The organism is Lachnoanaerobaculum sanguinis (assembly GCF_033242365.1).
Classification (GTDB): domain Bacteria; phylum Bacillota; class Clostridia; order Lachnospirales; family Lachnospiraceae; genus Lachnoanaerobaculum; species Lachnoanaerobaculum sanguinis.
The window spans coordinates 1-24,306 of the sequence record NZ_BTHK01000002.1; the positions used below are offsets into that span (position 1 = coordinate 1).

A 24,306-nucleotide genomic window follows, 5' to 3' on the forward strand; every position below is an offset into this window, starting at 1 on the left:
AAAAAACTGGTTGGTTTTAGTAACCTTGATGCCCTCTATTTAACCAAAGCTGAAGTCGACAATTTCTTTCAAAACTGCATGCTCTTGGATACCTAGAGTACTAGGTTTTGAGAGAAACGACGGAAGTCAGGTATGATATTCTAACATATATAAAGAAAAATGCCACTTAAAATTTTCTTACATCAAAGAGTATACACCATATATCATGCATAACAGGTTATAAGATATATGTATAATGTAAAACTTTACTTTTTTTATAAATTATCTTACTATAGTAAAACGAAACAAGTCGACAGACTTTTAATATATATGTTAGGAAGTAGAGAAATGTTTAATATAGATGTAAAACTTACACCGGATGATGAGTCGGAGGTACTTAGGTATCTTCAGCACAACGGTAAAGAAATAGATGAAAACCTGCATGCACAGGTGCTCGAGTGCATGGATAAAATAAATGCCATGGCAAAGCCGAACTTTGTTTTCAGAGAATGGGATCTTGAAAACAAGGGAGAATTTCCGGCGGAGCTTGATTTTTTTGTGGGAAACAGTATCAAAAAGCATATAAAAGATTGTCATAAGCTTATTTTGATGGCGGCAACAATAGGAGTCGGAGTTGACAATGCCATAAGAAAAGAAGAACTTAAGAATGTAGCAAATGCACTTATTATGGACTCATGCGGTTCGACACTTATAGAAGCTGTTTGTGACAGCATAGAAGCAGGCTTTAGAGAGCAGTATTTAAAGGAAAACAATTATCTGACATTCAGATTTTCACCGGGATATGGTGATCTGCCTATAACCATACAGAGACAGTTTGTAAATGTGGTCAATGCGACAAGAAGAATAGGAGTAAATGTCAGCGACAGCGGAATAATGTTACCGAGAAAGTCGGTAACCGCCATAATCGGAGTCAGCGATCAAAAACTGGAGACGCTTAAAAAGACCTGCGCAGGATGTAATCTTTTAAAATCCTGCAGATATAGAAAGATAGGAGTCAGATGTTATGCATAAATTATTGATACTTGACGGTGCAATGGGAACAATGCTTCAGGCTGCCGGAATGAAGGCCGGAGAACATCCTGAGGTTTTCGGGTTTGACAATCCGGATATAGTAAAAAATATACATTTAAAATATATAGAATCAGGAAGTAATGTAATATATACAAATACATTCGGAGCAAATGCACATAAGCTTGAAGGTTGCAAGATAGATGTGGATACGGCCGTAAAGACTGCAATTAAATCCGCAAAGGAAGCAATAGCGGAGAGTAAAAGGGATGTAAAGATAGCTCTTGATATCGGACCTATAGGTGAGCTTTTGGAGCCGCTTGGCGTATTGAGATTTGAGGACGCCTACGAAATTTATAAAGAAATGGTAGTTGCAGGTGAAAAATACGGGGCCGATGCTATCATATTTGAGACATTTACAGATCTTTATGATGTAAGAGCGGGTGTACTTGCGGCAAAAGAAAATACAAAGCTCCCTGTATGGGTCACAATGACATATGAAACCACAGGAAGAACTTTTACCGGAACAAAGATAGAATCTATGGCGGTAACACTTGAGGGACTTGGAGTGGATGCGATAGGTTTTAACTGCTCTCTTGGACCGAAGGAAATACTGCCGCTTGCAAAAAAGCTTAAAGAATGGACTAATCTGCCTATTATAATAAAGCCTAATGCAGGACTTCCAAATCCTTCAACAGGTGAATACGATCTGCTTGCAACCGATTTTGCAAAGCTGATGGCGGAATTTGGAGAAATAGGAATAGAGTACGCAGGAGGATGTTGCGGTACATCACCGGAATTTATCAGCGAGTTAAAAGCGGAGTTTGAAAACAGAGAGTTTTCCGAGATAAAGCCGGCAAAGGCAAAGACAGGTATATGCTCCGGAAATGAGATGGTGGAGCTGAACGGTGTAAGAGTTGTAGGTGAGAGATTAAACCCTACCGGAAAGAAAAGATTCCAGGAAGCACTCTTAAACCATGAGATGGAGTATATATGCAAGGTTGCAATAGAGGAAGAGGAATCGGGTGCTGATATACTTGATATAAATGTAGGTGTTCCGGGCGGTGATGAAGTTGCACTTATGATAGAGGCCGTAAAGGCGGTACAGTCTGTAGTTAATATTCCTTTGCAGATAGATTCATCAAATCCTGAGGCAATAGAAGCCGGACTTCGTGTATACAACGGTAGAGCTATAGTAAACTCTGTAAATGCCGAAGATGATAGACTTGATCTCATACTTCCTATCGTAAAAAAATACGGTGCGGCGGTTATAGGACTGGCTTTAAATGAGAACGGTATACCTACAACAGCACAGGAAAGATTTGACAATGCAAAGCATATACTTGATAAGGCACTTGAATACGGCTTAAAGAAAGAGGATGTTATTATTGATTGCCTTACACTTACAGTTTCGGCACAGCAGGATCAGGCAAAAGAGACGCTTGAGGCTGTAAGAAGAGTTACAAAGGAGCTTGGCTTACATACCACTCTTGGTGTCAGCAATATTTCTTTCGGACTTCCTGCAAGAAGTCATATCACAGAGAATTTCCTTATACAGGCAATGTATGCAGGACTTGATCTGCCCATAGTAAATCCGAATATTGAAGGCATTATGAATGCAATATATTCATTCAAGGTGCTTTCAGGCGAGGATAAGGATTCTGTAAAATATATTGAGAGATTTGCGACTGTAAAGGCTGAAACCAAGGTGGTAGCGGTATCGGACAATGGTGAAGTTACAAAAGAAGTTGTGCAGGATGCAATATTAAAAGGACTTAAGGAAGAGACTTATAATAATGCAAAGAAGCTTTTGGAGGATCACGGAGAGCTTGAAATAATAAATGAATACCTTATACCGGCACTTGATACGGTGGGAGATTTATATGAAAAGCAGGTGATATTCCTCCCACAGCTTATCAATGCCGCCAATGCTGCAAGCTCCGCCTTTGAGCTTATCAAAGAAAGAATAGCAAACAAGGGTGAGCACAATGTAAGCAAGGGTAAGATAGTTGTATGTACCGTAAAAGGCGATATACATGATATCGGAAAAAATATAGTTAAGGTAATCTTAGAGAACTACGGTTACAGAATGATTGACCTCGGAAGAGATGTGGATATTCAAAGGGTTGTGGACACAGTAATAAGAGAGGATGTAAAGCTTGTAGGACTTTCAGCTCTTATGACTACCACATTGCCTGCAATGAAAAAGACTATTGAAGAGATTAGAAAAGTATCAAATGATTGTAAAGTGTGGGTAGGTGGTGCCGTACTTACAAAAGAATATGCCGACGAGATGGGTGCGGACTTCTATGCACCTGATGCCAGAAGTTCGGTTGATATAGCAAAGACAGTTTTAGGATGATAATTTATGGAAAATATTAGAGATTATTTAAAGAATAATGTTTTGCTCTTTGACGGAGCAATGGGAACATACTATGATGAACTTACAGATGACGGTATCGGATGCGAACTTGCAAATATAAAAAATCCTGAGCTTATAAAGGGTATTCATAATGAATATATTGAAGCTGGAGCAAAGGCGATACTCACAAATACCTTTTCCACAGGTATAGATGCATTTTCAGGTGACAGAGAGCTGCAAAAAAAAGTAATAGTTGCAGGTATAGACATAGCGCTTGAGGTTGCAAAATCCAGAGCATATGTATTTGCGGATATGGCGTCAATAAATGCCGACAGCAACAGCGCGGCATTTGAGGAATACAAGATCATTGCGGATATTTTCCTTGAAAAAGGGATAAATAACTTTTACTTCGAGACAAGAAACAGCACCATCGGTTTGAAATCCATAGGTGAGTACATTAAGGAAAAATCACCGGAAGCTTTTATAATAGCATCATTTGCAGTAATGCCTGACGGTTATTCAAGTGAAGGGTATTATTATAAAACAATGTTTAAAGAAATCTCTGAGTCCGGTTTCTTTGACGGAGTGGGACTTAACTGTGTTTCCGGTGCAAATCATATGGCAAAACTTTTAAAGGATGTGGACACTGAAGGATTATACCTTGCAGCTATGCCGAATGCCGGATATCCTATAGTAAGAGACAATAAAATATACTACGGATCATTGGCAAATTATTTTGCGGCTCAGATAGAAGATATTCTTGATATGGGTGTAAACGTGGTCGGAGGATGTTGCGGAACAACTCCGAAACATATAGAGCTTCTAAAAAAGAGTATGAGCGGAATGCTTATAAAGCCGAGAAAATCCGTAAAGAAAGAAAAGAATATTTCACAGAAAATAAGATTAAACAGATTTGAACAAAAGCTTATATCCGGACAAAAGCCTATAGCCGTAGAGCTTGATTCGCCTATAGATACCAATATTGCCAAGTTTATTGACAATGCGGCAAAATTAAAGTCGGCAGGTGCGGATATAGTAACTATAGCGGATAATCCTATAGCAAGAGCAAGAATGGACAGTTGTTTGCTTGCTTGCAAAGTAAGAAATGAACTTGACTTTGATGTGCTTCCGCATATGACTTGCAGAGACAGAAATGTAAATGCTGCTAAGGGCCTATTGCTTGGTGCAAGTGCAATGGGAGTTGACAATGTACTTGTAATCACAGGAGATCCGATACCGAACGCCCAAAGAGATGAGATAAGATCGGTATTTGAGTTTAATTCGGTGAAGTTTGCAAACTTTATCAAATCTTTGAATGATGAAGTTTTTGAAAGTCCTATGAATATCTGCGGTGCATTAAATGTAAATGCCAAGAACTTCAGTGCAGAGCTTAGAAAAGCTAAAAGAAAACAGGAAAACGGTGTAAAGGTACTCTTTACTCAGCCGGTTTTGACACAGAGAGCCATTGATAATCTTAAAGAGGCCAGAGAAAATCTGGATGTTAAGATAATGGGCGGAATTATTCCTATAGTAAGTGAGAGAAATGCGAGATATATGCAAAGTGAAGTAAACGGCATATATATTACCGATGATATAGTGGAAAAGTATATCGGCAAGGAAAGAGAAGAAGCGGAAGAAATCGCACTTTCAATGTCAAAAGAGATAGCAAATGAAATCTATGATCTGGTGGACGGATATTATCTTATAACTGTTTTAAACAGGGTAAATTTAATGGAAAAACTTATAAAGACAGTAAAAGAGGTTTGCGAAAACAAATAATATTTTACAGTATAATCCTGTGAGTTGAGTTCAAATCACAGGATTATACATTTAAAATTTAGATCCTAAGCTTTTCTATACATTTTTTTAATATTTCAAAGGCTTTATTGACCTCATCTTCCGTATTGTACTTGCTTAATGTAAGTCGCAAGGAGGATGAGGCTCTTTTTTTATCATTTGAAATTGCCATAATTACATGAGAAGGGTCTATACTGCCGGTGGTACATGCTGAGCCAAGAGATGCACATACACCGTTTTGATTTAATAAAATCAAGAGCAGCTCACCGCTTATATTTTCAAAGTAGATATTTATATTGTTAAAAAGTCTGTTATTTATATCCCCATTTATATGAGAGCCTTCTATATTTTCAAGTATCAAAGAAAATAACTTATCTCTTAGAGATTTTACATATAAACTGTCTTTATCCAAAGTTTCATAGGAATTTTTCAAAGCATTTGCCATAGCGATTATACCGAATGTATTTTGTGTACCCGCTCTGCGATTTCTTTCCTGACTGCCGCCATGTATCAATGAAGTAAGCTTGATACCGCTTCGTATGTATAAGAAGCCTACTCCCTTGGGAGAGTGAAATTTATGTCCGCTTGCACTGAGTAAATCAATATTAAGCTCATTAACATCAATGGCAAGATGTCCTACAGCCTGTACCGCATCAGTGTGAAATAAAATACTATACTCACGGGCAATCTTTCCGATTTCTTTAACAGGTTGTATTGTACCTATTTCATTATTTGCAAACATTATGCTTATAAGGACTGTATCCTCTCGGATAGCAGATTTAAGCTCATTTATATCAATAAGCCCTGTTTCATCAGTACCTATATAAGTGACTTCATATCCTTTTTTTTCAAGATAAGAGAGTGTATGCAGTACAGAGTGATGTTCAATTTTTGAACTGATGATATGCTTTCCCTTATTTTCCATAAGTTCACAAGCCTTTAGTATTGCCCAGTTGTTTGCTTCACTGCCGCCTGAGGTAAAATAGATCTCATTATATCTTGCTCCGATCAAATCAGCTATCATTTCTCTGGCATCTTCCATATCAGCCTTTACATAATTTGCCATAGAATAGCTTGATGAAGGATTTGCATAGTTTTCAAATAAATATTTTTTCGCTATATCAAAAGCCTCTTTATCTACAACAGTGGTAGAGGCATTGTCCATATATATCATAGTACTCCATTCTTTTTACAAAAGTATGGCACGCAATCCTTTATAAAAAAGGTTATATCCGCATCATACAATATAAATAGTATCAACAATAAAATAGTAAATGATTGAATTTGAATTGACAAGTATAATATGAGTATTGTATAAAAATCCTATAGTTAAAAAGAGGTGATATACCGATTCTAGAGCAATGATATAGAGGTGATTATGAGATTTGAAGGTAGAATACTGGGGAAAGCCGGTGTTAATAAGTTGCAGACAACATATATATTGGGCCATATCCTTATGGATATGGGCTATAGCATGAGATTTTCTTTTGATAAATATGTGTACAGTATATCATATATGAAAGAGGAAAATGATATTTTGTTCTTTAATGATGCGGAGCATATGATAGAGGTGTACAGTTATGAAAGGAATCTTGAAATACCGACCGAAAGAGCAAAGGAACTGGGGCTTGAGACATATTATCGTTTTTCAAATATATATGGAAAAGAACTGATTATTCTTGAATTGTTGCACAGATATTTAGAGGAGAATCCAAATGATATATTTTATGTGGACAATGGAAGATATTATAATAAAGCAATGATAGACAGTATTTATAAGGGAAAGCCTGATAAGAATTGGATTTACAAATCACCATACAGCGTAGGAAGTATGGATTATTATATAAATATATGTCTTACGACAATCGGGGCTTTTACTAAAGGTATGCTAAAGACATTGTACTCTAAAAATATTACAGAAGGTGTCGAACTTAGATATGAGGGAAGAATAATCGGAAAAAGACTTCAATCAAAGCAGGGTATTCCTTACAGAATGGCACAAATATTGAGGAAAATGAATAGAAGAAATACTGTTACTGTTAAAAGAGAAAGTTATAATATATTATATACAAAATTTAATAGAGACGATTATTTTTATTATGACGATGACAGGGTGATTGAAATATACTGTAACACTCAGATGACAGATATCCCTACAGATGAAATAATGCAGATGAGCTTTGAAACGTATTTTAGGATTACCGATCTTATCGGAAAAGAGATGCAGGTGCTTGAAATAGTACATAACTATTTAAATAAGTTTCCGGAGGATATTTTCTATATTGATAACGGCTGTTTCTTTACAAAAGCACAGATTGATGAAATATTTAATAATAAAGATAAAAATGAAAAATGGATATTTAAAGAAAGAGAGAGGAGCAATTTTAAGTCGGTAGAATGGCAGGAGATGTAGGAATATTAAGAAGAAAAGGTGATAATTGTTGTAGAGATATAAAAGATATTGTAAACATACTGATGTCGCGAGGATTTACCAATGAATTTTTGAGTGATTATGGTGATTATTATACGTTTTCCATAAATAAACCCGGTTACGATGATGATGGAAGATGGTATTTGGATGACGCTTCTTCATGGGCAGTTATGTATGTACATATAATAAAAGATGGATTTTCAAATTATACAGTAGAAGATGCTTCAGGACAAAAGACGGATTACTACAGATACATATATATTGAAGGTTACGGAGACAGAGCTTTTATGTATTTGAATTTTTTACATGAATATTTTAAACTGTTTCCCGATGATATTTTCTCCGGCGCAGCAGATCACTTATATACAAAAGAAGATATTGACAGGATATATGAAAAAGAAATATGGTCAGAGATTTGGCATTGTCTTGATCCGAAAACTTTATAGTATATTAATACAAATCAATTAAGTATATGATATACTGTCTGTCATGGAATTTAAAAAATCGGAGAATATATGGAAAAGAAAAAAGTAGTGGTAGGTATGTCCGGTGGAGTAGACTCCTCAGTGGCAGCCTATCTTTTAAAAGAAGCCGGATATGATGTCACAGGTGTGACCATGCAGATATGGCAAAGTGAAGATGAAGAGGATATGTCAGGAAGCGGAGGTTGTTGCGGACTTTCAGCTGTGGATGATGCCAGAAGAGTGGCAAGAGATATCGGCATACCATATTATGTGATGAACTTCAGAGATGAATTCAAAGATAAGGTAATAGATTATTTTGTGAATGAATATGTACAGGCAAGGACACCCAATCCATGTATTGCCTGCAACAGATATGTAAAATGGGAATCTCTTTTAGAGAGAAGTATGATGCTTGGAGCTGATTATATTGCCACAGGTCATTATGCCAGAATAGAAAAGCTGGAAAATGGAAGATATGCACTCAGAATGTCCAAAACAAGTGCCAAGGATCAGACCTATGCACTTTATAATCTTACTCAGGATCAGCTCTCAAAGACATTGATGCCTGTAGGAGATTATGAAAAAGATGAAATAAGAGAGATTGCAAAAAAGTTTAATCTTAGAGTGGCAAATAAGCCTGACAGTCAGGAGATATGCTTTGTTTCAGATAATGACTACGCCTCATTTGTAGAAAATGAAATAGGCAAAAAAATGCCTGAGGGAAATTTTGTAACTGCGGACGGAGAGATACTTGGGAAGCATAAGGGAATACTGCATTATACCATCGGGCAGAGAAAAGGACTTGGTATAGCGCTGGGGCATCCCATATTTGTTACCGAGATAAGACCTGAAACAAATGAAGTTGTAATAGGTGAAAATGATGATGTTTTCGGATACAGTCTGGAGGCAAATAATCTTAATGCAATGGCGGTGGAAAGCTTTTTTGACGGCATGAGAGCTATAGGAAAAATAAGATATTCACATAAGGGCGAACACTGTACAGTCAAGGTGCTTGGAGAAGACAGGATAAGAATAGACTTTGATGAAAAGGTAAGAGCTATCACACCCGGGCAGGCGGTAGTCTTATATGATGAGAGCGGACTTGTGCTTGGTGGAGGAACAATTATAGGAAGATGCGATTAATTACAAGGTACTATATAAGCTGTAATAACAGAAAGGTTGTAGATAGATGAAAAAATATCTTTTTAGAATTTCGTTAATATCAAGCATGGGTATAAGTTACATAATCGCAATGATACTTTTTGTAATGTATCAGTTGGCGGAGTCTTTAAGATCATATGTCTATGGTTTAAATAGGCTTAGTTTACAGGAATTTATACCGGGCTTAATTATGTGGAGTTTCTTTGTATCTATAATATTGGTGTACCCGATAGTTTTGACGGGGTATCATATTATACTTTTATATCTGGAGGCAAATAAGCATCTTTTAAAACCTTTTATCAGATTTGATCAGGTGGCTATATGGTATGGCTTGATATTGGAATTCTTGTACCTTACAGAAGGAAAATATGTCACAGATTCTGACTGGAGTGTACAGCTAAAGAATCTGGAAATGCATACACCGATTTTTTCAGAAGCGGCCCCCACAATTACTTTTATTTTTATAATAGGTATTGCGGGGTACTTGTATCTGAGAGTTAGGCCATTAAAGAAAATACCACCTTTGATGGCGATTATTTCAATGTCTGCAATGTATCTTTGGGTAATTGAAGTTATTGTTTTTACAGTACAGGTTTTTAAAGGTGATTTATCGGGTGACAATTTGCTTGATTTGTATCTGCTTGTTTACCCTATTTGTATTATCTGCATTGTTGCAAGAACAGTGATTTCAAAGGTTCATGAATGGCAGGAATATGAAATGGAGAGAACAAAAATACAATGCAATCCGCTTTTAAATTTTGCAGATAAAATACTGTCAAACTCAAAACTTTGGCCTATATATGCAATTATCTTTATGTTTCCTTTACTTGGAATAATAATAGGAATACTGCTGCTTTTCGGTCAGGCACCTGATTCTGTTATAAAAGCATGGACCGAAACTGCAGATTGGACATTGTCACTAAAGGAAGCACCTCAAAATATCGAATATGATGAGCATTACCTTTGCACCGTAGCGGCAGGAGGGCATAAAAAGATTGTAAAGCCTGTAAGAAAAGGAATCCGTCATGGTCATGAGGTTATAGTAAACAGACAACTCTGTATAGCCAATGCCTTTGAACAGATTTTAGAGGAGAAAACTCCATGCTTCCACAAACTTGTAAGAGGAATATATGATCGCTACGGCTTCCCTATTGCAAGGCTTATAAAGAGTAAATGGATTGCAGATATTATATATATCATGATGAAGCCCTTAGAATGGATATTCTTAGCGGTAATATATATGAGCGATGTACATCCGGAAAACAGAATAGCGACCCAGTATATGGGGAAAAATAATATATGGAGATTTAACTTGATAAAGCTCTGATTTATATGATTTTAAATATTAGTAATTTGGCATAATATACATAATATTGTATGTTATGCCGTTTTTTCTTTGTTGAAGTGAATATCAAATACATAAAAAAGTTTCAAAAGATGAAGATATAACAAATTATAAATTATGCTATAATTATTTTATGTCACTGATATTGAAAGGATAAGTAAAACAATGGCTAAAAAGAAAACTGATGAGAAAACGTTAAATATAGATAATATTCTATTTAATTGTAGAGATTATTTGCGTGCTGCACGTAATTCAGGTTCGTTTTTTGAAAAGAGAGACATGATGCTCACTCTTGTATTCTTGAGATTTATCGGAGAAAAATATGAAGATGGTATAGAAGCTCTTCGTAAAACTCTGATTGAGCAAGGACTTGACCCGGATGATGAAAATATCAGGGCTGCATTTTTTGATGATGCTACTTTTGCAGATGGAACATATAACATTCCCTTGGAAGCGAGATGGTCAACAATCATCAATACCCCTGCACCAAAACTTAATGTTGCACTGGATACGGCGCTGGCAAGGCTTGAAGAGGAAGATACTCAGCTTAAAGGCTGCTTTATCAAGGGTACATTTACTACCAGAAATTTAGCGCCTAATGATATTAAAAAGATTGTTGATGAGGTAAATAAAATCAGTCATAAGGCATTTGGAGCTGAAAAGGATTTGATTGGATACGTATACGAATATTTCCTTAAGGAGTTTGCAGTAAATGCAACGAAGGAAGAAGGTGAGTTCTATACCCCTCATGACGTAGTTCAACTTATAGCAGCTATGATTGAGCCTTTTGAAGGTACTCTTTATGACCCTGCTTGCGGTTCCGGTGGTATGTTCATTCAGAGTGCAGAACTGGTAAAATCAAAACAAGGAAACCTTAACAGCATTAATATCTATGGACAGGAAAAGGAACCTGCAACATATCGTCTTGCTAAAATGAATCTGGCACTACGTGGTATCAGTCATAATCTTGGTGGAGAAAGTGACTCATCCTTTACGCATGATTTACATAAAGGATTGTCTTTCAATTACATCATGGCAAATCCGCCTTTCAACCTGAAGGGCTGGTATGATGAAAATTTAAAGACTGATCAGAGATGGGCAGATTATGTTACACCTCCGGAAAGCAATGCAAACTATGCTTGGATTTTGCATATTCTCTCTCACTTAAAGACTTCCGATGGTGTGGCAGGTTTTCTGCTTGCGAATGGCGCATTGAATGATAGCGATACATTGGAAATTCGTAAAAGATTGATACAGAATGATAAGATTGAAGCTATTGTCGTTCTTCCCAGAGAATTATTTATAACTACAGACATCAGTGTAACACTTTGGATTTTGAATCAGAACAAAAAAGGCGGAAAATATCACGGTAGAAATCTCCGTAATCGTGAGCATGAAATCCTGTTTATGGATTTACGCCAGTGGAGTGAAAATGCTGTTAAGGGGGAGAATAAAAAGAAGGTTCGCTTGGTTAGTGAACAAATCGAGCGTGCAGCTGATATCTATCATACCTGGCAGTGTGAAGGTACAAATGGTACAAAATACGAAGAGCCTGAACTTTACCGCAGTGTTGGAATCAGTGAGATTGAAGAAAAAGGATGGGCACTTACACCAAGTAAATATATTGAGTTCATTGACCATGATTTAGAGATTGATTACGAGAAGGAAATGATGCGCATTCAAGCAGAGATGAAAGAAATAATGAAGCAAGAAAAGCAATCGCAGCAGATGCTGGAAGATGCATTTAGGGGAATTGGTTATGGGATTGACTAAATATAAACTTGGAATATTTTTAGAACTGCGCTCAAATATAAACACAGATCTATTATTTGGAATGGATGATGTTAGAGGTGTTAACAATCAAAAGCAGATGATGCCAACAAAGGCAGATCTAAATGGTCGAGATTTAAGTAAATTTCAAATTGTTTATCCGGGAGATTTTGTTTTTAATCATAGAACTTCAAGAAATGGATCTAAATTTAGTATTGCATATAACGATGGAGAACAACCGGTTATATGCACAGAAGACTATGTTGTGTTTTGCGTTCGTGATGAATGTAAAAATGCATTAAGCTCCAGATGGCTATATATGTTTTTTAATCGACCTGAGTTTGATAGATTTGTCATAACCAATTCGTGGGGAAGTTCTACGGAATTCTTTAACTGGGAAGACATACAATTAGTAGATTTTACATTACCGGATATTGAAACACAGCAAAAATATGTTGATGTCTACAATGCCATGCTATCAAATCAACAAAGCTATGAGCGTGGATTGGAAGATTTGAAACTTGTATGTGATGCTTATATAGAGGATTTGAGAAGAGAGATGATTAGTGAGGCAATTGGAAATTACATTATACAAAAGAATGAACGGAACAATAATAAGACTATTGATTTTGTTATGGGCTTAAGTACTAAAAAAGAGTTTCGTGAACCACAAAGCCGTGTAAACAGAGATGAATTGGGTAATTATAAAATAGTTAATCATGGAGATTTTTCATTTGTACCTACAACTGATACGTGGAAAGTGTTGGCGTTTGCATTAAATACGTTTAAACAAGATTTAGTCGTATCACCAATTTATGAAGTATTTAGTGTAGATAGAAGAAGACTGTTACCAGAGTATTTAGCAATGTGGTTATCGAGACAGGAGTTCGATAGATATGCAAGGTTTCACTCATGGGGATCAGCGAGAGAGAATTTTTCTTTTGAAGATATGAAAAATGTAAAAATACCAATACCATCTTTAACAACTCAAAAAGCGATAGTAGATATTTATAAAGTTTATAAAGAAAGAAAAGAAATCAACGCAAAGCTTAAAGCGCAAATAAAAGATATTTGTCCTATTTTAATTAAGGGATCTATTGAAGAAGGAAGGAAAACAAAGGTGTAGTCTATGGCAAAGCTAAAGGAGTATAACGGTCACTACTGTGAGTCTGAATATGAGTATGCCTTTATAGGATTTTTGGAAGTGGAAGGTTGGGAGTATATCTCAGGCAATAATATACAACGTATAAATAAAAGAGATGTATTGATTGCTGACGATTTCCAAAAGTTTATCTCTGATACAAATCCTGAACTTACAAAGGATGAGGTTATAAAGATTTTTGATAATGTTCGTCTTGTTGGTGCAGAGAGTGATTTTGCTACATTACATAAGGTTTATGGATGGATGGTTGACGGTATTCAGTTTACATTGCAAGACGGTACGGCAAAAATGGTATCACTTATAGATTTTGAGAATCCCGCTAATAATATCTTTAGAGTAGTTAATCAGTTTACGGTTGAGTATACAAATAACAGACAAAAGGAGAATCGCAGACCGGATGTGCTGTTGTTTGTAAATGGGATGCCGTTGTGTGTCATAGAACTGAAAAATCCTGCCGATGCTCATGCAACAGTTTACGATGCTTGGGAGCAGATTACTATTCGTTATTGGAGGGATATTCCGCATTTATTACACTACTGCCCATTGGCTTGTATCTCAGACGGAGTTAAAACAAGACTTGGAACGGTGCGTACACCTTATGAGCATTTTTATGCTTGGAGGCGTGTGAATGACGGTGACCAAGTTTCGACCTTGCCATTTGCAGAGACAGAAACAATGATTAAGGGTGTGTATTCACCGGAGAGATTTTTAGAAATTTTTAGAGATTATATTTATTTTCAAGACAGCATTTATGACAGTGCGGAAGTGGAAATAGTATGTAGATATCCCCAGTTTTTTGCGTCCAAGCTTTTGAAACAGAGCATAGCCAATTCTGTCGTTACTAAAAGTGGTAAAGGTGGAACATATTTTGGTGCAACAGGATGCGGTAAAACATATACCATGGCTTTCCTTGCCCGACAGCTTGCTCTTAGATGCTCTAACATTCCGGAAATCGGTTCACCCACAATTATTCTGATTGTAGATCGAGAGGAATTACAAAAACAAGGGGCAAAGCTATTCACCAAGAGTAAAGATTTTTTAAATCTTGGGGAAGTGTCTGTCGTAAAAAATCGAGCACAGTTAAGGCAGGAAATTGGTGCAAGACAGAGCGGCGGATTTTATATTTGTACTATTCAGAAGTTCTGTGACAGAGAAGAGGATAAAATCGGTCTGATTAATGATCGTAAGAATATTATATGTTTCTCTGATGAAGCACACAGAACACAACTTGAACATTCTAAAAAGATACAGTTTAGCAAGGATACAGATGAAAACATGAAAGCAATGGTATCAAAACCATATGCAAAGGTACTGAAAGAAGCATTTCCACATGCAACTTTTGTAGGCTTCACAGGAACACCTATTGCTGAAACTTATCAGACCTTCGGTGATGAAATTGATAGATATACAATGGATCAAGCAGTTGCAGACGGTCTTACCGTTTCTATTAAGTATCATCCTCGCATTGCAAAGGTATTGTTGGATACGAAAAAAGCTAAGGAAATTGAAGATTACTATAAACTATGTGCTGATGATGGAGCAACATATGATGATATTGAAGCAAGTAAACGGGCTATGAGTTCTATTGAAGTAATACTCGCAGAACCGTCAAGATTGGAAAGACTTGCTGCTGATATTCATGACCATTATACGGCATCTTGTGATGCTGATCCGGATAGAGTTCAAAAAGCAATGATTGTATGCTCAAGTAGAAAGATTGCGTATTCCCTTCTTTTGAAATTCAAGGAAAAATATCCTGAATGGCTTCAAGAAAAGAAATCGCCGGAGGGAGTTAAGGTAACAGATGAGGAATTGAAAGCATTAAAACCTATGCCGTTTATTGCTATGGTGTCCAGTGTAGGTAGCAATGATGAATCCGAGATGTATAACTATCTTGGAGGAGTGAAAAATGACAAACGTTCTGAAGAATTAGATATATCTTTTAAGAAGGAAAAATCTAACTTTCGTATTGTGATTGTAGTGGATATGTGGATTACAGGGTTTGATGTTCCGTCACTTACCTATTTATACAATGATAAACCTTTAAAGAAACACTTGCTGATTCAGACAATTAGCCGCGTGAATAGAAAATACCCCGGCAAGGATTATGGCATGATTATCGACTACATAGGTATTCGTAATAATATGCGTGAAGCCATGAAGATTTATGGTGGAGATACTTCTGTTGCACCGACATCAGATGATGTTGAGCAAGCTACCTCTGTCTTTAGAGAAGAACTAGAAGTACTTAAATCGTTGTTTAGTGATTATAATTTGGCTCCCTTCTTGAACCCTGATTGTAATCCGTTTGAAAGATATAAATTACTTTCCAAAGCGGCTGAGTATGTTTTTGCTTCCACGGAGATTTTGCATATGGAAGGAGCTGTAAAAAATAATCAGGTTTCTTTTATGACATATTTTTTAAAAACGGTTAAGAGAATGAGAGGTGCCTATGATATTTGTCAACCTTCAGGTAATCTGGGAGAAGAAGAATCTGCTCTCGCTCAGTGTTTTATGGCTATTGCCGGCTTTGTACGTAAAATGAGTGGAACAAGTGATGTCGATGCGGATACCATGAACCGTGTGGTTTCAAAAATGGTTGAAGAAGCGTTGAAATACAATCAGGTAGAAAGTGTTCTTGAAAGCGGTGAGGAAGAAGATATCTTCTCTCCGGAATATTTTGAGAAGTTATCTGATGTGAAAATGCCGGCAACAAAGCTGGAATTGCTTATCAAAATGCTTCGAAAGCAGATTAAAGAGTATAGTAAAGTTAATCAGTTAGCTGCAAAGTCTTTTCAAGAAATGCTGGAAAAGACCATTGCTGAATATCATGAAAGAAGAAAGCACCTTACTGCCGAAGAGGCAGGAGTAACTCAGGAAACAGCGTCAGAAGATATTATCAAGGCTGCAACTAAGCAAGCCTTAGAAATCCTTCGTCAAATGAATGAAGATAGAGAAAGTTTCCGTAAGATAGGATTAACTTTTGAAGAAAAGGCATTCTATGATATTCTGATTGCTCTTCGTGACCAACATAATTTTGAATATGGTGAAGACAAAGAGGTTGATGGAGTTTTGATTAATGATAAATGTAAATCTCTTGCCAAAAAAGTTAAGGAAATTATAGATACGAAGTCCTCATTTGCAGACTGGCTTAATAACCAGAATGTTCGTAATCAATTAAAGCTTGATATAAAGATTTGTCTGATTAAGAATGGCTATCCGCCACAGTATAGCCCGGAAGTTTTTAATAAGGTAATGGAGCAGGTAGAAAACTTTGAGGAGCATTCAGAGGCTAAATCTGAAAATAGTGTTATTCATTTTACCTATTCTGTTTCTACAAAAGGAACTAAACAGGTTGCGGATGATAACATTCCATATGGAAATAAAAATAATTAATCAGAGGTTTGTATGTCAATAAGTAAAATAAAAAGTGTATTTGAAAATTTAGATTCCCGTGATGACTGGTCACTACAGCTTCTACAAATAAAAAATTCAAGAAGAAATGGAACGTCATATTGTGGACGAGAGGTTACATTATCTCCAAAGGGTACACTTATGAATTTTTTAACTGAGATTAATGCTAGATATTGTTCTCAAGAAAAAGGGTTAGAAAATATGTTTGAGAATGTGACTGATTATGATGGATCAACAATAGATAAAACTATTTACAAATTAGAAAAAGATAGTGAACTTATTTCAAATGAATATCAGCTATTTATTGAAGCTATTGGAAATCCGGATTCTGAGCTTAATCCACTTGAGTTTCAAGCACAAGCATATGTAATTAAAGGTGTGATTTCTATTAGTGGAGAAGATGTGGCTGTTAAGCTCATTTCAATGCAGAACCCTATCACATCATTAAGTAATAAATATTGGTTTTCAAATGGAACATTCAAAGAAATTTCAGACAAAGTAATTTCGCTAAGAAAAACGATAGATGTTGTTATTATAGATAATATAGTTTATATGTTAACACTTGCCGGAGAAAACTTATTTAATATGGAAAGAGCATATAAATCCATTTGTGAAAAGAAAATTACAAATATTATAGATTTAAATATATTCAATGAAGCTGAGATATTTAGAAGTGTTGCAAGTCGTGGACATAATCCGAGAAAGTTTTTATCATTTAATGAATCATATTTGCAAAAACTAACAGATGCTAATATCAGAGCGATAGTAAGCAATAAATTCAATATTCCACTTTTTGGAGATAAGTTTGATATGAGTAAGCCGGGAGCTGCCGATAAGATAGTTAAGATATTATGTAGCAGGGGAATGGTTGATCCATTTGATCAAAATCCTATGGAAGTTTCAAGTTCTAAAAAATGGGAATAAGGAGGATAATAAGTGTCAAAAATTGTATCAAGCTGTCTTTATTTTACTTCTTTTCTCCCTTTGTGGATTTCAATAATATTCATAGATATTAAAAGTATGTTTGAGAATACTGAGAATCTATGGACAGAAATAATAAGTGTTTTTATTATTGTACTGGTAGGTATTGTATCCATAATAGTAGTATTATTTGTATTTGCTACAAATTCAGAAGACGGATTAGATAAGCGTATGATAAAGGAGGTTACAGAAGATAAGGCAATAACTTCTGAATATTTATTGTCATATATTCTTCCATTATTTGCTTTCGATTTTACAAAATGGGATCAGGTAATTCTATTTCTTGTGTTTTTTGTAACACTTGGTTTTTTATGTATTAGCCATAATCACTTTAGTGTCAATGTATTGTTAGAACTATTTAACTTTAAGATATTTACCTGTGAACTTGAGAATGAAGATAAAGTTATTATACAAAGTAAGATAATTAGTAATAGACTGTTGAATGCACATAAAGGTGAAGATATATATTTAAAATCATTGAACAATGAAATTAAGTTGGATATAAAAAAATAAATATAACAGCAATTTCGTATACCATTTTGATATTGGAGCAAAAAAACGACCATACAGAAGTATTTTTACTTTTGTATGGTCATTTTTGCTTTGTACATGATTGAAGCTCTTACTTAAATTGTTTCACAATATTGAAGTAAGAGCTACCAATATGAGACTTTCACGGAGGCGAAGAGATTCGAACTCTCGTGCCACGAAAAAGTGACAACCTGATTTCGAGTCAGGCTCGTTATGACCACTTCGATACACCTCCATGCTCTAGTATACAAAAAAATACGAATTAAATCAACCTTAATAATGATTAAGAAAAACACAATAATTACATTTAATATAGAAGAAACTCACATTTAGATAAATATTTTATTGTCATATAGCAATAAAATAGATTGAAAAATAATACAATTTATGTTAAGGTATTGGCAACAATAAAATATCTCGGGAGGGTTAGGCATGCAGTGTAAAAAATGTGGTTCTATGAACATCGACGGAGCAAAGGTTTGTGAGAGTTGTGGAGTTACCATGGAGGACGTGAACATGAAGCAGAATCAAAATGATACCGGAACAAAGATATCTAATACCGGTAGTACCCCCGGCAGTCAAAAAAAGTTACCGAAAAATCTTATATTCGGTATAGCAGGTGCTATGGCTGCGTTTCTTATTATTCTGATAGCTGTTTTGGCTATGAATTCAAGTAAAGTTATTGATTTGAACAAATATATCACTTTTGAGTCTAGCGGATATGACGGTTATGGACAGGCAAGTATAAATATTGACTGGGAAAAGCTTGAAAAGGATTATGGTAAAAAGATAAAGTACAGCAGCAAGGGTAAAAAAGAGTACGGTGTTTTGACCTATGCTTTTGAGCCTGTGTATGTACTTCATGATGCCGTATCGGGAGTAGAACTTGAAAAGACTGAAAAGTTAAGCAATGGCGAAAAGGTTAAGTATACCTGGACGGTGGATGATGAAAAAGCCAAGGGTATAAATTATAAGTTAAAGTATAAGAATGGAGAATATTCAATATCAAACTTATATGAACTTGGGAAGTTTGATCCTTTCAAAGATATAAAGGTGGAGTTTTCAGGGATTGCACCGGAGGGAGAAGCTAAGTTTACTTATAGTGGTGACGATATAATACATAAAGGCAAGTTTAAAATTGATAAGCATGATAACCTGAAAAACGATGATGTAGTGACAATAAGTCTTGATCTTAATGAAGATGAAATCAGCTTCTTGGCAACAAGATATGGAAGAGTACCTGAGAAAATGAGCGAAAGTTACACCGTATCGGGACTTGAAACTTATGTAACAAAATACAGTGAGTTTCCGGAAGATTTTATAAAAGAAGCAAATGATAAAGCAACAGAGGCTATAAAAGAATATACAGACAGTGCGTATGGTGAGGGTACTACACTTTCAGACTTGAAGTATGAAGGCTATCTTTTCAAAACAAATGTGGACGGATACAATGTATTATACATCATTTACAGCAGAGTACTTACAAGTGTGGAACATAAATATGTGACTACAAAGATGTACTATCCTGTGGCATTTAGGACACTAATGCTTAGTGATAAGGTAAGCTATAAGACAGGTCCGGAGTTGGTCGGCAAATCCTATGGAGTCGGAGATAACAGTGATACAAAGGGATTTAAGTTCCCAAGTGAGCTTTATAACAGCAACTATAAGAATACAGTCATAGAAGCCGGAGACGGTTTTGAAAAGTTCAAGGAGCAGTCATATGTACACAAACTTGAAGATATGACCGACGAATACAGAAAAGCATTGCAGGATGAGGCAAGAGTAACTTTGGACGCATATATTGCAAAAGATTATAAGCCGAACATGCAGGTAAGCGATATTGAATTTGCCGGAGAGTATTTACAGTATACCTCAGATGACAAGCGTCAGTTTAACGGTACAAATGTATACTTTGTAGTGTTTAAGGCTAATTTGTCGGACGCAAACGGTAAATTTCCTACTACCACAATTTATTATCCGGTAGAATATACCTATATAATGAAATTAAGTGATAATGATTTTACCGCAGCCAATAATACAAGTGTTTTCCTTAACTACACAACTCTTCCAAATACCTACGATACGACAAGAGGTTTTATAGACGGCAATGAGATGTACAATAAAATAATAAGCAACCGTACAAAGTTATACGAGTACCAAGTCAGCGACAGTTTGAAGCAATTTGGAGAGTAATAATAAATATTTTATGCTTATATAAGTAAATATGTAGAATAGTAAAAAAGGGGCTGACAGTCAGCCCCTCTTTTATAACGTAATCGTTTGAATATTGGATAAATCTAAAGTAACAGTAGCTGTTTTAAAGTGTATTTCATATAATAACAATAAATTTCCTGCATGTTCTATCGTGTTTTTGTAATCGGGTATCTTGTTACAAAAGCAATCTGCCAAATCAAAAACAGTTTGCTTGCTTCTTACGGCAATTCCTCTTGCCTTTATATGTTCATTGCCGTTTGTGGGGATTGTTGTAAAAGCTACATTTCGATTTTGATCTATTTCTTGTACTTTTTTATTATCTTTAAAGGTTGCAAAGTATATGATATTATTTTTAGGATTAAAATAATAGTTGACTATTCTGACATTTGGATTACCGTCTGTTCCGACGGTTGACAAAGCAAGGTCAGTCTGTGTAGTCATGATTCTTTGGAATTCTTTTAGTGTATCCATGAAAACCTCCGTTTATTTATAATAAATGAATAATACAATACCGAAAAAGGTTTATCAAGCCGATATTGCGTGTAACTCAATACCAACTTGGAATAGACATAAAAGCTCATTTGATGTATACTTTTCTCTATGTAAGATATCAAAAGATATCGTCTAAATATTTAGATATAGAGAAAAAGGGGAAGCCATGATTGATATTAAATTTTTAAGAGAAAATCCGGATATTGTAAGACAGAATATAAAAAACAAATTTCAGGATTTTAAACTTCCGATGGTTGACGAAGTTATAGAACTTGACGAAAAGCTTAGAAAGACAAAGGCTGAGGCTGATGAACTCAGATCAAAGAGAAACAAGATCTCAAAAGAGATCGGTGCTTTGATGGCGCAGGGCAAAAAGGAAGAAGCAGAGCAGGTAAAGGCATCTGTAGCAAGTATCGGTGAGACATTGGCAGGTTTGGAGCCGTTTGAGGCTGAACTTGAAGAAAAAGTAAAGAAAATCATGATGACCATTCCAAATATCATTGATCCTAGTGTACCGATAGGTAAGGATGACAGTGAGAACGTGGAAATCGAGAAATTCGGAGAGCCTTTTGTACCTGAGTTTGAAATACCTTATCATACAGATATCATGGAAAAACTTAACGGTATCGATCTTGACAGCGCAAGAAAGGTTGCAGGAAACGGATTCTACTATCTTATGGGAGATATTGCCAGACTTCATTCAGCTGTAATATCTTATGCAAGAGATTTTATGATTGAGAGAGGATTTACATACTGTGTACCTCCTTTCATGATCAGATCCGAAGTGGTTACAGGTGTAATGAGCTTTGCCGAGATGGATGCAATGATGTACAAGATTGAGGGAGAAGACCTTTATCTTATCGGTACAAGTGAGCACTCTATGATCGGAAAATTTATTGATACATTAAATGATGAGGCTAAGTTGCCATATACACTTACATCTTATTCACCATGTTTCAGAAAAGAAAAGGGAGCACATGGTATTGAGGAGAGAGGTGTTTATCGTATACACCAGTTTGAGAAGCAGGAAATGATAGTTGTCTGCAAGCCTGAAGAGTCAAAGATGTGGTATGAGAAATTATGGCAGAATACTGTTGATCTTTTCAGATCTCTTGATGTACCTGTAAGAACACTTGAGTGTTGTTCGGGAGATCTTGCAGATCTTAAGGTGAAATCATGTGACGTAGAGGCATGGTCACCAAGACAGAAGAAGTACTTTGAGGTGGGAAGCTGCTCAAATCTTGGAGATGCACAGAGTAGAAGACTTAGAATCAGAGTAAAAGACGAAAACGGAAATAAATATTTTGCACACACACTTAATAATACAGTGGTTGCACCACCTCGTATGCTTATCGCATTCCTTGAGAACAATCTCAATGAAGACGGAAGCATAAGAATACCGGTAGCACTCAGACCTTATATGGGTGGAAAAGAAGTTATAAAAGGTTAAAAATATTACACCCTGTAGAATATACAGGGTGTATATTGTAATGAAAGGGATAAAAATGAAATTTTCATTTGCACATTTTAATTTTAATGTACTTGATTTAGAGAGAAGTTTGAAGTTTTATAAGAAAGCGCTTGGTCTTGAGCCTGTAAGAACAAAGGAAGCAGCAGACGGATCATTCACTTTGGTTTATCTTGGAGATAAGGAAACAGGATTTCAGCTTGAACTTACATATTTGAGAGACAGAAAAGAGCCATATAATTTAGGAGAGCTTGAATATCATCTTGCACTTGAAACAGATGATATGGAAGCGGCTCATGCATTACATGAAAAGCTTGGCGTAATATGCTATGAGAATCCGGGTATGGGAATATATTTTATAAGTGATCCGGACGGATATTGGATAGAGATAGTACCTAAAAAATAAAAGTTTATAGAATCAGAGGTAAATATGGCGAAGATACAGATGATTACTCCACTTGTTGAGATGGATGGAGATGAGATGACAAGGATTCTGTGGAAGATGATTAAGGATGAGCTTATTCTTCCATTTGTAGATTTGAAGAGTGAATATTATGACTTGGGATTAAAGCACAGAGATGAAACGGACGATAAGGTAACTGTGGAGTCGGCCAATGCTACAAAAAGACTTGGAGTAGCTGTAAAATGTGCTACCATCACCCCGAATGCCGCAAGAGTTAAGGAATATGACTTAAAGGAGATGTGGAAATCTCCAAACGGTACTATCAGAGCTATTTTAGACGGAACAGTGTTTAGAAAGCCTATATTGGTAAAGGGTATTGAGCCTAATGTCAGAACATGGAAAAAGCCTATTACCATTGCACGTCATGCATATGGTGATGTATACAAAAATACTGAGATGATTATTGACGGACCGGGCAAGGTGGAGCTGGTATATACAGACAGCAATGGTAATGAAAAGAGAAGTCTTGTACATGAATTTAAAGCTGCCGGTATTGCACAGGGAGTTCACAATCTGGATGCTTCTATTGAAAGCTTTGCAAGAGCCTGTTTTGAATATGCTTTGAGTCAGAAAGAGGATCTTTGGTTTGCTACAAAGGATACCATATCAAAGCAGTATGATCATACCTTTAAGGATATCTTTGAGGAGATATATGAAAAGGAATATAAGCAGAAGTTTGAAGAGGCCAATATCACATACTTCTACACTCTTATAGATGATGCGGTTGCCAGAGTTATGAAATCCGAGGGCGGATTTATCTGGGCATGTAAAAACTATGACGGAGATGTAATGAGCGATATGCTCTCATCCGCATTCGGATCTCTTGCAATGATGACCTCTGTACTTGTTTCACCTGACGGATGTTATGAGTATGAGGCGGCACATGGTACGGTTCAAAGACATTATTATAAATATTTGAAGGGTGAGAGTACTTCTTCAAATTCGGTGGCTACCATCTTTGCTTGGAGCGGTGCGCTAAGAAAGAGGGGAGAGCTTGATAATCTTCCTGATTTGGTGAATTTTGCAAACAGACTTGAAAAGGCAACTCTTGACACCATAGAGTCAGGTAAGATGACAGGTGATCTCGGTGCGATTTCAAGCTTAGAGAATATACAAGTTTTAAACAGTGAAGAATTTATACATGAGATTGCAAAGAAGTTGCAATAATGTGGTATTGACTGAGGGTTTACCTCATACATAACAATGGATGGCAGTTTCCTATGGAAGCTGCCATTTTTAG

At 35.9% G+C, this 24,306-nt stretch carries 18 protein-coding genes and 1 tRNA gene; 16 read left to right on the top strand and 3 right to left on the bottom strand.

The window, feature by feature from the left end; all coding sequences use genetic code 11:
• Window positions 1-327: 327 nt before the first annotated feature.
• Genes SBH76_RS01295 through SBH76_RS01305 form a run of 3 tightly spaced genes read left to right on the top strand, consistent with a single transcriptional unit; the run spans window position 328 to window position 5,149 of the window.
• Window positions 328-1,011 carry a vitamin B12 dependent-methionine synthase activation domain-containing protein gene (locus SBH76_RS01295; protein ID WP_317976502.1) on the top strand — a complete coding sequence of 228 codons (684 nt, stop codon included), beginning with the start codon at window positions 328-330 and terminating at the stop codon, window positions 1,009-1,011.
• Window positions 1,004-3,370, top strand: a complete 2,367-nt coding sequence (locus SBH76_RS01300) for a homocysteine S-methyltransferase family protein (protein WP_317976503.1) — start codon at window positions 1,004-1,006, stop codon at window positions 3,368-3,370. The genes SBH76_RS01295 and SBH76_RS01300 overlap by 8 nt, the downstream gene beginning before the upstream one ends.
• 6 nt (window positions 3,371-3,376) lie before the next feature.
• Complete coding sequence (locus tag SBH76_RS01305; protein ID WP_317976504.1) at window positions 3,377-5,149, top strand: bifunctional homocysteine S-methyltransferase/methylenetetrahydrofolate reductase; 1,773 nt, start codon at window positions 3,377-3,379, stop codon at window positions 5,147-5,149.
• 58 nt (window positions 5,150-5,207) lie between these two features.
• On the opposite strand, the gene SBH76_RS01310 is transcribed toward SBH76_RS01305, so the two are convergent.
• On the bottom strand, window positions 5,208-6,341 hold the full coding sequence (locus SBH76_RS01310) for a cysteine desulfurase family protein (protein WP_317976505.1): 1,134 nt from the start codon (window positions 6,339-6,341) through the stop codon (window positions 5,208-5,210).
• A gap of 204 nt (window positions 6,342-6,545) precedes the next feature.
• Between SBH76_RS01310 and SBH76_RS01315 the strand changes: the two genes are divergently transcribed.
• The 9 genes from SBH76_RS01315 (at window position 6,546) to SBH76_RS01355 (ending at window position 18,408) form a co-directional block, all read left to right on the top strand.
• The gene (locus SBH76_RS01315; RefSeq protein ID WP_317976506.1) at window positions 6,546-7,580 is read left to right on the top strand and encodes a hypothetical protein; all 1,035 of its coding nucleotides are present in this window, start codon (window positions 6,546-6,548) and stop codon (window positions 7,578-7,580) included.
• Window positions 7,565-8,044: a hypothetical protein gene (locus tag SBH76_RS01320; protein ID WP_317976507.1), complete on the top strand. Its 480-nt coding sequence runs from the start codon at window positions 7,565-7,567 to the stop codon at window positions 8,042-8,044. Before SBH76_RS01315 ends, SBH76_RS01320 begins: the two co-directional genes overlap by 16 nt.
• A gap of 69 nt (window positions 8,045-8,113) precedes the next feature.
• Entirely contained in the window at window positions 8,114-9,205 is a 1,092-nt protein-coding gene (gene mnmA, locus SBH76_RS01325) for a tRNA 2-thiouridine(34) synthase MnmA (RefSeq protein ID WP_317976508.1), read from the top strand.
• 46 nt (window positions 9,206-9,251) lie between these two features.
• Window positions 9,252-10,550: a DUF6688 domain-containing protein gene (locus SBH76_RS01330; RefSeq protein WP_432706859.1), complete on the top strand. Its 1,299-nt coding sequence runs from the start codon at window positions 9,252-9,254 to the stop codon at window positions 10,548-10,550.
• Between the two features lie 183 nt (window positions 10,551-10,733).
• Entirely contained in the window at window positions 10,734-12,341 is a 1,608-nt protein-coding gene (locus SBH76_RS01335) for a class I SAM-dependent DNA methyltransferase (RefSeq protein ID WP_317976510.1), read from the top strand.
• Entirely contained in the window at window positions 12,328-13,464 is a 1,137-nt protein-coding gene (locus tag SBH76_RS01340; RefSeq protein ID WP_317976511.1) for a restriction endonuclease subunit S, read from the top strand. Before SBH76_RS01335 ends, SBH76_RS01340 begins: the two co-directional genes overlap by 14 nt.
• Window positions 13,465-13,467: 3 nt before the next feature.
• A complete protein-coding gene (locus SBH76_RS01345) occupies window positions 13,468-16,896 on the top strand; it encodes a type I restriction endonuclease subunit R (RefSeq protein WP_317976512.1) in 3,429 nt (1,142 codons plus the stop codon).
• Window positions 16,897-16,908: 12 nt separating this feature from the next.
• On the top strand, window positions 16,909-17,838 hold the full coding sequence (locus SBH76_RS01350) for a Kiwa anti-phage protein KwaB-like domain-containing protein (protein WP_317976513.1): 930 nt from the start codon (window positions 16,909-16,911) through the stop codon (window positions 17,836-17,838).
• A 12-nt stretch (window positions 17,839-17,850) separates the two neighbouring features.
• Window positions 17,851-18,408 carry a KwaA family protein gene (locus SBH76_RS01355; RefSeq protein WP_317976514.1) on the top strand — a complete coding sequence of 186 codons (558 nt, stop codon included), beginning with the start codon at window positions 17,851-17,853 and terminating at the stop codon, window positions 18,406-18,408.
• Between the two features lie 163 nt (window positions 18,409-18,571).
• Here the strand turns inward: SBH76_RS01355 and SBH76_RS01360 are convergent.
• A tRNA-Ser gene (locus SBH76_RS01360) sits at window positions 18,572-18,661 on the bottom strand.
• 197 nt (window positions 18,662-18,858) lie between these two features.
• On the opposite strand from SBH76_RS01360, the gene SBH76_RS01365 reads away from it, so the two are divergent.
• Window positions 18,859-20,622 (top strand): zinc ribbon domain-containing protein, encoded by a 1,764-nt coding sequence (locus SBH76_RS01365; protein ID WP_317976515.1) that lies wholly within the window; start codon window positions 18,859-18,861, stop codon window positions 20,620-20,622.
• A gap of 72 nt (window positions 20,623-20,694) precedes the next feature.
• Here SBH76_RS01365 and SBH76_RS01370 read toward each other — a convergent pair whose 3' ends face one another.
• Window positions 20,695-21,114, bottom strand: coding sequence for a pyridoxamine 5'-phosphate oxidase family protein (locus SBH76_RS01370; RefSeq protein ID WP_317976516.1), 420 nt, complete (start codon window positions 21,112-21,114; stop codon window positions 20,695-20,697).
• 187 nt (window positions 21,115-21,301) lie between these two features.
• Between SBH76_RS01370 and serS the strand changes: the two genes are divergently transcribed.
• From serS to SBH76_RS01385, 3 genes are read left to right on the top strand one after another with little or no spacing between them, the layout of a single operon-like run.
• The gene (serS, locus tag SBH76_RS01375) at window positions 21,302-22,585 is read left to right on the top strand and encodes a serine--tRNA ligase (protein ID WP_317976517.1); all 1,284 of its coding nucleotides are present in this window, start codon (window positions 21,302-21,304) and stop codon (window positions 22,583-22,585) included.
• 55 nt (window positions 22,586-22,640) lie between these two features.
• On the top strand, window positions 22,641-23,009 hold the full coding sequence (locus SBH76_RS01380) for a VOC family protein (RefSeq protein WP_317976518.1): 369 nt from the start codon (window positions 22,641-22,643) through the stop codon (window positions 23,007-23,009).
• 24 nt (window positions 23,010-23,033) lie between these two features.
• Window positions 23,034-24,233 carry an NADP-dependent isocitrate dehydrogenase gene (locus tag SBH76_RS01385; RefSeq protein ID WP_317976519.1) on the top strand — a complete coding sequence of 400 codons (1,200 nt, stop codon included), beginning with the start codon at window positions 23,034-23,036 and terminating at the stop codon, window positions 24,231-24,233.
• Window positions 24,234-24,306 lie beyond the last annotated feature (73 nt).